Here is an 11,921-nt window from a genome sequence, read left to right as displayed (position 1 = left end):
GACAGCGCACCGCTGTCGGGGGCCCGGTCGTGTGCTCAGGCGGAGGCCGCGTCCAGCAGCGCGGTCTGCTCAGGGGTGAGCTTCAGCGTCGCGCCGGCCAGCAGCGGGGGCAGCTGCTCGACGGTGCGGGCGCTGGCGATCGGGGCGGCGACCGTGGGGCGGGCGGCGAGCCAGGCCAGGGCGACGCTCGCCGGCTCGACGCCGTGGTCGGCGGCGACCGAGTCCAGCGCGTCCAGCACCCTGGGGCCGCGCGGCTCGGCAAGGTAGCGGGCGGCGCCCTCGGCGCGGGCGCTGTCGACGCCGGCGCCGTCCAGGCGGTACTTGCCGGTCAGGAAGCCGGAGGCGAGCGCGTAGTACGGCACGGTGGCGAGGCCGTGCTCGGCGACCACCTCGGCCAGCGGGCCCTCGAAGGTGCCGCGGGAGACCAGGTTGTAGTGCGGCTGGACCGCGACGTACTTGGCCAGGCCCTCGCGCTCGGCGAAGGCCAGTGCCTCGGCGAGCCGCTCGGCGGAGATGTTGGAGGCGGCGACCGCCCGGACCTTGCCCGCGCGGACCAGCTCGTCCAGGGCGGTCACGAACTCCTCGACCGGGGTGTCGTCGTCCCGGTGGGTGTAGTACAGGTCGATGTGGTCCACGCCCAGGCGGCGCAGCGAGGCCTCGGCGGCGGCCTTGATGGTGGCCGCGCCCAGCCCGGTCGCCTCGGGGTGCATTCCGACCTTGGTGGCGATCACGATGTCGTCGCGGTTGCCGCGGCGGCGCAGCCAGTCGCCGATGACCGTCTCGGACTCGCCGCCGGTGTTGCCGGGGGCCCAGGCGGAGTAGAAGTCGGCGGTGTCGACGAAGTTGCCGCCGGCCGCCGCGTAGGCGTCCAGCACGGCGAAGGACTGCTGTTGGTCGGCCGTCCAGCCGAAGACGTTGCCGCCGAGGGACAGCGGGTGGACGAACAGGTCGGAGGCGCCGAGGCGGACCCGGCTGTGGTTTCCGGTGGTCATGCCCGCAGTCAACCCGCTTGCGCGGCAGCGCATTCCGTCGGTCACGCGGATTTCACGAGTCCGTCGCGCCGCCGTCGCACGCTCGGGTGGTCCGCGGGCCGGGGGAGGGTCCGGGGTGTGCCTGAGGTGGGCGGATTCGTTAGAGTCCGTGCCATGGCTGACAACGACTACGACCCCGCCGGTAGCACCCAGATGTTCCGGGCGTTCGTCGACGAGAGCCCGGCGCGTCAGGCACCGGGTTCCGTCTCCACCTACGGCAGCAGCAAGAGCGGCAGTCGCACCGGCGTGATCGCGCTGGTCGCCGTCGTCGCCCTGGTCGTCCTGGGCGCCGTCGTCTGGCTGGCGGTCAAGTGACCCTCGCGCGGGTGGCTCCGGTCCGAGCCACCCGCGCGACGGGAGAGTCCGTCCTCAGCAGGGCTTGCGCCACGCGTTGAGGTCGAGCTTCTTCTGCATCGAACTGAAGCCCAGCGCCTTGGTCTTGGCGCAGAACTGGTCCGTGTCGAGCTTGTACTCGACGTGGAAGACCGCCTTGCCCGCCTTGACGAAGGGGGCGACCCGGTCGCACTCGTCGAACTGTGAGCACTCCTCGTTGACCGCGAAGTCGAAGTCCGGCAGCAGCGCGGGGATCTGGTCCAGGTCGTTCTTCAGGCCGATGGCCAGGCCGCGGTCGTGCGCGAGCTTCGCCAGCATGCGGTTGTAGGCGAGCTGGTCGTCAGGGGTGAGCGGGAAGCCGCTGTTCTGGTTGTAGGCCTCGATGGTGTCCGGCTCGATGGCGTCGAAGCCCTTGCTCTTGCACATGTCGAAGCGGGTGGCCATCAGCGGCTTCAGCTGGTCGAGCTTGCGGATGTCGAACCACTTCTCGCCCTTCCAGCCGGTGTCCGAGCCCTGCAGGGCCTTGGCGAAGGCGGCGGAGTCGGGACGGAAGTCCTCCCAGGAGCCGGCGTTGATGTAGCAGATCACCTTGCGGCCCTTGGCGTGCAGCGCGGCGACCACCGAGGCGTCGTTCTCGAAGCCGTCGATGTCGTAGACCGGTACGTCCACCGACTGGTCGACGGGGCCGCTGCCGAGCTGCCACTGCCAGGCCAGGCCCGGGGTGGGCTGCCAGCGGGTGCCGGTCGACGGCTGGCCGGTGGCGCCGGGCGGGGTGGTGGCGCCAGGGGTGCCGGGGGCGGTGGTGGTGCCGGTGGCGCCGGGTGTGCCGGGGCTGGCGGAGCCGTCGCCGGGGGTGCTCGGCGCGGTGGCCGCTGGCGAGTTGCTCGGGGTGCCGTCGGCCGAGTCCTGGTCGTCCTCCGAGCCCGAGCTGCTGCACGAGCTGACCAGCAGTGCGGTGACGGTGGCGAAGGCTATGGCGGCCGGCAGCAGCCGGGTGCGGCGGTTCACGGTAGTCGAACTCCGGATCGGGTCAGGTCAGTTCAGCGGCGGTGAGGCCGTGGGGCAGGGTGCGCCAGGGGTTCTCCCCGGCGCCCGGCACGGCACAGCCGACACCGGCTCGCCGGGCGGCGATCAGTGCGGAGGCGTCCCTGGCCGACTCGGCCGGGACGTCGTAGACCAGGTGGCAGAAGCGGGAGGCCGCGTGGCGGCCGGTCCACAGCGGCAGGGTCATCGCGCGGTACGTGTCCCAGTCGCCCTCGAAGGTGACCAGCAGGTCGGCGAGGCCGACCTCGGCGTACCCGGGGTCGGGGTGCTCGCCGTGGCCGAACACCACGGTGCCGCAGCCGGCCGCCCGGGCGGCCGTCGCCAGCCGCCGGTAGTGCGCCAGCGCGCCCGGGTGGGTGGCGACCTGGTCGAGGTACACGCCGGTGATGCCGTGCCGCTGGCGGTACGTCAGGATGTCGGCGACCACGGCCGCGTGCGGCCTGCGGCCGTAGTCGGTGTCGGCGTAGCCCACCAACGGCAGTCCGGCCGCCCGGAGTTCCTCGGCCGCGTCGGCGAAGACGTGGTCCGGCACCTCGCCGGGACCGTCCGCGAGGTTGAGCACCACGGCGGCGATCCGGGCGGGATCGGCGGCGGCGACCGCCCGCCAGGCCGCCGGGTCCACCGCGGGGTGGACGTACAGCGGCACCAGCAGGCGGCCGTCGGGGGCGGTCCCGGCGGTCATGCGACCACCGGGGCCGCCGTGGGCGCGGCGGTGTCGAGCCACAGGTCGCGCAGGGTGTCGGCGAGGACCGTCTCCGGGTACCAGCCGAGTTCCCGGGCGGCGGCCGACACGTCGGCCTGCTGCCAGGAGACCCCGGCCGAGCGCTCGGAGCCCGCCCCGTTCTCGTCGATCCGGCCGGTGAAGCCGGACGCGGCGACCAGTCCGTCGGCGATCGCCCGGACCGGCTGGGCCCGCCCGGAGGCGAGGTTGAGCACCCGGGGGAGCGGACGGTCGGCGGCGACGGCCAGGCCGACCGCCCGGGCGATGTCCCGGGCGTCCACGAAGTCCCGGTAGGCGGAGAGGTCCCCGACCGTGACCACGCCGTCGGCGCCCTGGGGCGCCACCCGGCGCAGCTCGGCCGCCAGCCGGCCGGGCAGCGAGCCCGCCGGGGCGCCCGGGCCGACCGGGTTGAACACCCGCAGCACCACCGCGTCCAGCGGGGAGCCCGCCACCGCGAGGGAGCCGGCCAGCTTGGTCGCGCCGTACACGCCGACCGGGCGGGCGTCGGCCTGCTCGGTCAGGGACTCGCCCTGCGCGCAGACGCCGTACTCGCCGGCCGAACCGATGTGCACCAGCCGGGCCTTCGGGGCGCCCAGGGCGAGCGCCTCGCAGAGCACCGCCGGACCACGGGCGTTCACCTCGGCGAGCTTGACCGCGCTGCCGGCCACCGCGCCGGCGAAGTTGACCACCACGTCGGGGGCCAGCGCGGCGAGTTCCTCGCCGAGCGGGCCGGCCTGGGCGGTGCCCAGGTCCAGCCGGAGGTCGTGAGCGGGCCGCCGGCCCGCGGTCAGCACGGTGGCCCCGGGCAGTGACCGCAGGACGGCGGCGGCGTGACGGCCCAGGAAGCCGTCGCCGCCGAGCAGCAGGATTCTCACGCGGCCCGTCCGTCGCTCTCGGCACCCGCGGCGGCGGGCTCCTCGGCCGTGTCGTCCGGGGCGGTGCGGGCGGCCGGGACCGGCAGCTCCGCGACGCCCGGCACGGTGGCGGCCGATTCGAAGGGCATCAGGACAGGGCGGATCGACGAGAACTCGGCGTTCGCCCGGTCGTAGTCGTCCGGGCGGCCGATGTCCAGCCAGTAGCCGCCGAAGTCGTAGGCGGCGGGCGGGGTGTCGGCGGCCAGCAGGTCGAGCACCAGCTCGTCGAAGCCCAGCGGCAGGCCGGGGGTGTACTTGGCGAGCGCGGCGCGGGAGACGCCGTACACGCCCATCGACACCCGGTAGTCGATGCTGGGCTTCTCCTGGAAGCCGGTGATGGTGCCGGAGTCGGTGGTCAGCACGCCGAAGTCGATCTTCACCTGACGGGCGTAGGTGGCGATGGTCAGCGGGGCGCCGGACGTCTCGTGGTGCCGGAGCACCCCGGCGAAGTCCAGGTCGGTGAGGATGTCGCCGTTCATCACCAGGAAGTGCTCCGGCAGCCGGTCCTGCATGGTGAGCAGCGGGCCCATGGTGCCGAGCGGGCTGTCCTCGACGGCGTAGCCGACCCGGAGCCCCCACTGCGAGCCGTTGCCGACGTAGGCGCGGATGATGTGGCCGAGGTGGCCGATGGCCAGGGTGACGGTCTTGAAGCCCGCGGCTGCGAGCTGGCGCATCACGATCTCAAGGATCGCGTGCTGGTCGCCGATCGGGACGAGCGGCTTGGGAAGCGCGGTGGTGTACGGGCGGAGGCGAACGCCCTTACCGCCGGCCAGGATCACTGCGTGCATGGTGTTTCCCCCACGGAAAGGATGTGTAGGACACGAATCCCGGAGACCAGGACGAGCATGATCGTTACGGCGGTCAGACGTTGTAGATGTCGGTCTTGTAGCGCGCCAGGTTGGCCGGGTCGCGGAAGAACTCGATGGTCTGCTCCAGGCCCTGCTCCAGGCTGAACTGCGGCGCCCAGCCGGTGGCCTCGCGCAGCCGGGTGGCGTCCGCGACCAGGCGCATGACCTCGGAGTTGGTCGGACGGATGCGCTGCTCGTCCTCCTTCACCAGCAGGTCGACGCCCATCAGCTTGCCGACCAGGGTGACCAGGTCGCCGACCGAGATCTCGCCGCCGGTGCCGGCGTTGAAGGTCCGGCCGACCACCGTCCCGGCGGGCGCGGTGCCCACCGTGCGGAAGGCGTTGGCGGTGTCCTTGACGAACATGAAGTCGCGGGTGGGGCGCAGGTCGCCGAGGGTGATCTCGGTCTGGCCGGCCGCCACCTGGGCGATCACGGTCGGGATGACGGCGCGCATCGACTGGCGCGGGCCGAAGGTGTTGAACGGGCGCAGGGTGACGACCGGGGTCTCGAAGCTGGCGTGGTAGCTGTCGGCCAGCCGGTCCCCGCCGGCCTTGGAGGCGGCGTACGGGGACTGGGTGTTGATCGGGTGGTCCTCGGTGATCGGCACGGTCTGCGCGGTGCCGTAGGTCTCGCTGGTGGAGGTGTGCACCATGCGCGGGATCTCCAGGTGGCGCACCGCCTCCAGCACGTTCAGGGTGCCGGTGACGTTGGTGTCCACGTACGAGTGGGGAGCGCGGTAGGAGTACGGGATCGCGATCAGGGCGGCCAGGTGGTAGACCGCCTCGGTGCCCTTGACCAGGCCGTTGACCGAGCCCGGGTCCCGGACGTCGCCGAGGACGATCTCGACCGAGTCCAGCACCTCCGCGGACAGGGTCTCCAGCCAGCCGAAGGAGGAGAAGGAGTTGTACTGGACCATCGCGCGGACGTGGTGCCCGTCGGCGACCAGGGTCTCGACGAGGTGGGAGCCGATGAAGCCCTCGGCTCCGGTAACCGCGACGCTGCTCATGCGGATTCGCTTTCTCGATTTCGGGAGCGGCCGGACGTCCCGTGACAGCCGGCCGATGGTGTTCTCGGTGGGGGCTGGACCTCGGCGGTGCCGGGGTGTCAGCGGTGTTGGGTGGTGCGGCCGAGCGCGGGCCCGGCGGTGGCGGTGAGGACGAGTGCGGCCGTCCCGCAGCCGATCAGCTGCAGGACGATCGGGTCCGCACCGGTCAGCAGCCCGACGCTCTCGGCGACCGCGGCGGCCAGACAGATGAGGGCGGTGCTCCAGCTGAACCCGAAGGCGTTCAGCAGCAGCGCCAGCCAGAGCGAGCCGCCCAGGAGCAGCATCGCGCCGAGCTGCGGCACGCCGAGCGAGGGGGCGCCCGGCCACAGCACGGTCGCGGCGGCGTCCAGCGCGGCCACGGTGGTGAGGTAGATGAACAGGCAGCCGAGCAGGATTCCGCCGGTGCGGCGGGTGAACTGCCCGGTGGTGTGGCTGGTGCGCAGTGCGGCCACGGCCATCGCCCGGTAGCGGAACAGCAGCCACTCGGCGAGGCCGAGACTGAGCGTCAGCGCGATCATGGCGGGGCCGGTCGGGGTGGTCTTCGCCCCGGCCGCGGGGTGGGTGTGCCCGGGGTGGGCGTGCACCACGTGGGAGGCGGCGTGCACGGCCTGGTGGATGGTCTCGCCGAGGCCGGCGATCAGGGTGAGCGCGCCGCAGGCCAGCCCGAACAGCAGGTGCGGGACCTCCTGGCGGATCGGCAGCCTGAGCTCCACGCCGTCCCGTTCGCCGCCGCGGGCCGCGACCAGCAGTTCCCGGACGGCCAGGCCGACCGCCAGCGCCACCGAGGCGAGCAGCACCACCGTACGGACCAGCTCCGGGACGTCGACCGCCAGCACCACGCCCGCGCCGACCGAGGCCGGGGCGAGCGCCAGCAGCAGGAACTTCTCCCGCCCGAGCACCAGCAGCGCGGTGGCCGCGCCCAGGTAGCAGGACTGCCCCGCGGCGAACCACAGGGCGCCGAGCGGCCCGCCGACCACGTACGCGGCGGCGGAGGCCAGCAGCGCGCCGATCGGCGCGCCGATCGCCAGGCAGACCGCGGCCTCCCGGCGGCGCAGCCGGCCCAGCCAGCGGTACGCGCGGTGCGCCAGCGCCTGGTTGAAGCCCCAGCTGACCAGCGTGGCGATGGACAGCGCGAGCATGCCCGAGGGCAGGCCGAAGCGCATCCGGGTGGTCGCGAACAGGTTGGCGCCGAGCAGGTAGCCCAGCCCGGGCAGGGCGAACACCAGGCCGCGCACCACGCAGCGCCAGGGATCCGCCCGCCAGGGATTGGCGAACTCGGAGCTCGGGCCGGGGTAGCGGCGCTCGACCTTCTCGAACAGCTCCTCGGCGACGGTGAAGGCGTCGGGGCGGCCGTACAGCAGGGCGGCCTGCTCGTCGGAGAGGCCGTCGGACTCCAGGAAGGCCGCGATCTCGTACGGGTGGACTGCGTCGGCGCAGATGTCGCGCAGGCGCTCGGCGAGCTCGTCCAACGGGTCGTCGGAGAGGCCGAGCTGCTCCGTGGGGTCGGGCTCGGCGGGCGCGGCGGGACGGCGGCGCTTCAGCGGCAGGGTGCGCAGCTGCATCGTCCGCTCCGCGCCGCCCTCGTCCGGAACGAGGCGTATGGGACCACTCATGCGCCCACCTCGCGGGACACGCACCCGTTGACGGCTCGCGCGCTCACGCGCCCACCTCGCTGGGCTGGGACTGGACGACGGTCAGCTGCGGTTCCCAGTCGGGGCTGGGGACCTCGTCGGTGACGGCGACCATTCCGCCGGGCATCCAGCGGGAGGTGCCCAGGAGCTCGGTGTAGATGCCCCGGAAACCGTCGATGTTCTGGCGGAGCGTGAACTGCTCGATCACCCGCAGCCGGGCGCCCTCGCCGAGCCGGGCGCGCCGGGCGGGGTCGCGCAGCAGCTCGATCGCGGCGGCCGCCATCGGCTCGGGCTCGCGCGGCGGGACGACCAGTCCGGTGTCGCCGACCGCCTCGCGCACGCCGCCGACGTCCGTCGAGACGGTCGCGCGGCCGCAGGACATGGCCTCGATCAGGGTGAACGGGAAGCCCTCGCTGATGCTGGAGAGCATCACCACGTTGCCCGCCGCGTACGCGTCGGTGATGTCGGCGACGCGGCCCTCGAAGGCCACCGAGTCGGCTACGCCGAGCTCGGCGGCCAGGGCTATGCAGCCGTCCCGGTACGCCTCGCCGCCCTTGGGGGTGCCCCCGAAGAGCCGCAGCCGCGCCTCGGGGATCTCTCGGTGGACGATGGCGAAGGCCCGGATCAGCGTCTCCAGGTCCTTGATCGGGTCAACCCGGCCGGCCCAGCTGAGGGTCGGTGTCTCGGGCTCGGGGCCGGCGGGCGGGAAGGCCGCCGGGTCCACGCCGTTGTAGACGGTGCGGATGTGGGTGGAGGGGGTGCCGCCGCGCTCCTCCCAGCGCCGGTTGTACCGGTTGCCGGGGGTGACCAGCGCGGCCTGCCGGTAGCTCTCCTCGGCGAGCATCCGGTAGAAGCCGAGCAGCAGCGCCTTGACCGGCCAGCGGTACGGGCCGGTGCGGTAGCCGAGGTAGCGCTCGCGCAGGTAGATGCCGTGCTCGGTGAGCAGGAACGGTACGCCGTACTGCTGGGCGGCGATCAGCCCGGGCAGGGTGGCGAGGCCGCCGCTGGCCGCGTGGGCGACGCCGTCGGTGGGCGGGTCGACCGAGAGCGGCCGCAGCGCGTGCTCCAGCAGGTCGGTGGCGTTCAGCGCGTCGTGCAGGGTGGGCCGGGACACCGCGGTGGGCAGGTAGTCGCGGGTCCACACGTGCTGGAGGGTGCGCAGGGCGCGCTCGCTGCGCAGCGCCGGGCTGAGCAGCCCGCGCCGGGCGAGGTCGGCGAAGCCGTAGAGCTCGGTGCCGAAGTGGGTGGTGTAGACCGGGTCGAGGATGGAGTGCAGGAAGCGCTCGTACGCGTTGAGGAAGCGCCGCATCTCCTTGCCGCGCGGCGGGCGGGCCTCCGCGGCGGGACCCCACAGCGGTGCGGTGGTGACCGACCGCACGTTGGCGGGCAGCTCCCAGGCCAGTGCTTCCTGGCCGGTCCCGGTGACGGCGATGATGTCGAAGTCGACGTCCGGCATGCCCTGAACGAGCTGGTCGCACCAGACGCTCACGCCGCCGTGCTGGTGCGGGTACGTCCCCTCGGTGAGCAGGGTGACGCGCATCTCCTGTCCCCCCTCCTGTTTCTTGCGTCGTTTGTCCGGCCTGGGTGGCCGGAGCGGGAGCCGTGGCGGGGCCGGGCCGGGCGACCGGCCCGACCCCGCCACGGGGTGTTACGGGTTACCGCTTGCCGGTGTGCTGGGCGCCGTTGCCCTTGACGGCGTCCTTGCCGGGCACCGGGATTCCGCTGCCGGGCACGAGGGACTTGGCGGCGGGCTTGCGGGTGGTGTCGCCGGGGCCCGCCGGGACGGGGGTGGCGACGCCCTGCGGCACGACCTTCTTGTCCGCCGGCGCCGGCGCCGGGACGGACTTGGCCGCGACGCTCGGCGCGACGGCGGCCGGGGCGGCCGGCGCGACGGCGGACGGGATCTGCAGGGTGACGCTGCTCTGCAGGGCGCCCGGGGACACCCAGCCCGAGAGCGTACCGGCGTAGGCCGAACCGAAGGCGGCCGTACCGATGGCCATCTTCTGAGCAGTTCCGGTCGGCATGGTGGCCTGGACCTGAACGCCGGCCGGCGCGCTGACGGTGACGGTGTTGCCGACCCGGTAGGCGGTGACCTGGCCGGAGGCGAGGGCGTTGTTCCACGCCGCGCGCTTCTGGAACTCCTGGCCGATCTCGCGCTCGCCGAGGTTCATGATCGGGGTGCTGTCGGCGAACAGCGAGCGGTAGTTGCCGAGGATCTTCTCCAGCACCGGGTACAGGATCCGGCCCTCGGAGAGGTTCGACTGGTGCACGAAGTGCGGGCGCGGGTCGTTGTTCAGCACGTGGCCGAGGTCGATCCGGGCCTCCAGCGGCACGATGTACGACTGGTAGCCGGTGGCGGTGTCCAGCGGCTTGGACAGGCAGGTGGAGTTGGCGTTGTTCTCGCAGACGCCGCTGCCGCCGTTGGCCTTGCTGGTGTAGATCCAGTTGTACTCGTCGGTCTCCTCCTGCGCCGAACCGGCGTTGTAGAAGACGTTCATCGGGTACCGCGGCACGGTCAGCGTGGACGAGCCGACGGCCCGCTGGGCGGGCTCGCGGGAGGCGTCGCTGCCGGTGAACTTGATGCCGTTGGCGGCCAGCGCCGGCGCCAGGTTCGGGTTGTCGCTGGTCTCCTGCGGGGCGGTGAGCAGACCGGAGTGCTCACCGGTGACGAGCACCTGCGGGTCGACCTTGAGGCCGTTGGCGGTGGCCCAGTCGAAGTTCTGCTTGATCTGGGTGGAGATGGTGTTCTGGTCGGTCCAGACGGTGTTGCCCGCGGCGTCCTTGGTGCACTTCCACGGCACCACGCTGACGTCCTGCACGCAGCCCAGGTACGGGTGGGTGTAGGTGTGGTTGACCCAGCGGTAGCTGTTCTGGTCGGTGATCATCTGGCTGGCGGTCGGGTCGACCGTGGCCTGGTGGTCGGTCTTCCAGTCCTCGCTGCCGCCGCCGTTGAACACCATGTCCAGCGTGAAGTTGTTGGCGGTCTGCCACTGCTTCAGGTACTGCGCGTCCGTCGCGGTCATCCGGATCGGGTTCGCGGTGTCCGGGGTGCCGGGCGGGCAGGTGACGTCACCGGGGGTGCACTTGAGCACGGTGTCCCAGCGGTCGTCGGCCAGGAACACGTCGTCCACGTGGGTGGCGAAGTAGTTGCGGTCGTAGCCGAGGTGGACGCCCTGGGTGATCCAGTCGACCATGCCGCGGGCCAGCAGCCGGTACTGCTGCTGGTACTGGTTGTAGACGAAGGTGACGACCAGCTCCTTGCGGCCGTCGTGGGTGTACTCGCCGACCAGCGAACCGCGGCTGGTCGTGTTCGGTATCGCCGCGTCGACCAGGGGGACGAAGGACGCGCCGGCCGGCAGGTTGGCGAGCGGGGTCGCCAGGTAGCCGTAACTCTCGCTCACGTTGGGGTCGTTGTCCTCGAACGGGACGCTGCCCTTGAGGTACCCGAACGGACCGGAAGTCCCGGCCGTGGTGGTGGCCGCCTGGAATCCGTCGAGGGTGCCGACGAATCCCGGATTCTGGGCGTAGTTCAGTCCGACCGCCGGACTGGCCCACGTGTACGCGTCGATCTGCCGGACGTTGAATGCGGCTTCGTACGTGGCGATCGCCGTCATCTCGGCGGCGCTGTTGGGGAAGGGGTTTTCGTTGGGCAGCACGATGCCCTGGTACTTGCCCCGGGGGAGCCCGTTCACCGTGTCGCTCAGGAAAGCCGAGTCGATGACGGGGCGGTTGGGGTCATTGAGGCTGACGACCTTGTACGGCGTGCCCTGGCTCTTCAGCTCGGCGGTGATCGCCGCGACGGACGGTCCCCCGTCGTCGATGACCAGGACGGTGAGGTCGATCCTGGGCGGCGTGGTGTCGCCGTGGGCCAGGGTGGTCTGCAGGCCGCTGGCCAGCAGAACTGCCGCTGCGCAAGCGGCAACTCTTCGGGTCGTGTGACCCATGTCTGATCCTCCCCTTGGGTCAGGCACCGCGCTGCTCGGCGCTCGCCTGCCCGTGTAGCTGTTCGCGGGCAGCAGGCTGCCCGGCGCCCATCCTGGTCGAGGGTCGACGGTGCGAGGGACCAATTGGGCGAGAGTGCAGCGAACCTGTTACCAACGTTCATGGTGAAGCCATGGAGGCGCTGATTGTGACCGCAACTGGACCGCCCGCGCAAATAATGAATTGAAAATGAAAAACCGGAAGCCGACTGCTACAGCTGGTTACCGACTGTGCGGCTCACACGGATCCGTGGGGCACCTACACTGTCGTCGTTGCGCCAGACACTCTTGCACATCTTGCCGCTCCAATGGGCAGGTTCATGCAATATCGAGCACCGCTGTGCCATGTGACAGTCCGAATATGCAATGGGGGG

9 protein-coding genes and 1 pseudogene are annotated in these 11,921 nt (G+C 72.1%); 1 reads left to right on the top strand and 9 read right to left on the bottom strand.

Features of this window, described 5'->3' with window-relative positions:
- Window positions 1–35: 35 nt before the first annotated feature.
- Window positions 36–992: an aldo/keto reductase gene (locus ACIRVF_RS15905; protein WP_402817173.1), complete on the bottom strand. Its 957-nt coding sequence runs from the start codon at window positions 990–992 to the stop codon at window positions 36–38.
- A gap of 153 nt (window positions 993–1,145) precedes the next feature.
- Here ACIRVF_RS15905 and ACIRVF_RS15900 point away from each other — a divergent pair, with 153 nt between their 5' ends.
- Window positions 1,146–1,346 (top strand): hypothetical protein, encoded by a 201-nt coding sequence (locus ACIRVF_RS15900; RefSeq protein ID WP_380417516.1) that lies wholly within the window; start codon window positions 1,146–1,148, stop codon window positions 1,344–1,346.
- 54 nt (window positions 1,347–1,400) lie between these two features.
- Here the strand turns inward: ACIRVF_RS15900 and ACIRVF_RS15895 are convergent, their stop codons facing one another.
- The 8 genes and pseudogenes from ACIRVF_RS15895 to ACIRVF_RS15860 all read right to left on the bottom strand — a co-directional run bounded on the left by ACIRVF_RS15895 (window position 1,401) and on the right by ACIRVF_RS15860 (window position 11,511).
- A complete protein-coding gene (locus ACIRVF_RS15895) occupies window positions 1,401–2,372 on the bottom strand; it encodes an endo alpha-1,4 polygalactosaminidase (RefSeq protein ID WP_402817171.1) in 972 nt (323 codons plus the stop codon).
- 22 nt (window positions 2,373–2,394) lie between these two features.
- Window positions 2,395–3,090: a spherulation-specific family 4 protein gene (locus tag ACIRVF_RS15890; protein ID WP_402817170.1), complete on the bottom strand. Its 696-nt coding sequence runs from the start codon at window positions 3,088–3,090 to the stop codon at window positions 2,395–2,397.
- A complete protein-coding gene (locus ACIRVF_RS15885) occupies window positions 3,087–4,004 on the bottom strand; it encodes an NAD-dependent epimerase/dehydratase family protein (protein WP_402817168.1) in 918 nt (305 codons plus the stop codon). Before ACIRVF_RS15885 ends, ACIRVF_RS15890 begins: the two co-directional genes overlap by 4 nt.
- Before the next feature lie 125 nt (window positions 4,005–4,129).
- Window positions 4,130–4,831: pseudogene (locus ACIRVF_RS15880) on the bottom strand (NDP-sugar synthase); the annotation flags it as partial.
- 73 nt (window positions 4,832–4,904) lie between these two features.
- Window positions 4,905–5,897 carry an SDR family NAD(P)-dependent oxidoreductase gene (locus ACIRVF_RS15875; protein WP_402817166.1) on the bottom strand — a complete coding sequence of 331 codons (993 nt, stop codon included), beginning with the start codon at window positions 5,895–5,897 and terminating at the stop codon, window positions 4,905–4,907.
- 98 nt (window positions 5,898–5,995) lie between these two features.
- The gene (locus ACIRVF_RS15870) at window positions 5,996–7,549 is read right to left on the bottom strand and encodes a hypothetical protein (protein ID WP_402817165.1); all 1,554 of its coding nucleotides are present in this window, start codon (window positions 7,547–7,549) and stop codon (window positions 5,996–5,998) included.
- Window positions 7,550–7,592: 43 nt separating this feature from the next.
- Window positions 7,593–9,107, bottom strand: coding sequence for a GT4 family glycosyltransferase PelF (pelF, locus tag ACIRVF_RS15865; RefSeq protein ID WP_402817163.1), 1,515 nt, complete (start codon window positions 9,105–9,107; stop codon window positions 7,593–7,595).
- A gap of 115 nt (window positions 9,108–9,222) precedes the next feature.
- A complete protein-coding gene (locus ACIRVF_RS15860) occupies window positions 9,223–11,511 on the bottom strand; it encodes a hypothetical protein (protein WP_402817161.1) in 2,289 nt (762 codons plus the stop codon).
- Window positions 11,512–11,921 lie beyond the last annotated feature (410 nt).

This window comes from Kitasatospora sp. NPDC101157 (assembly GCF_044768255.1).
Lineage (GTDB): Bacteria > Actinomycetota > Actinomycetes > Streptomycetales > Streptomycetaceae > Kitasatospora.
This window is presented reverse-complemented; position numbering and strand designations above follow the sequence as displayed.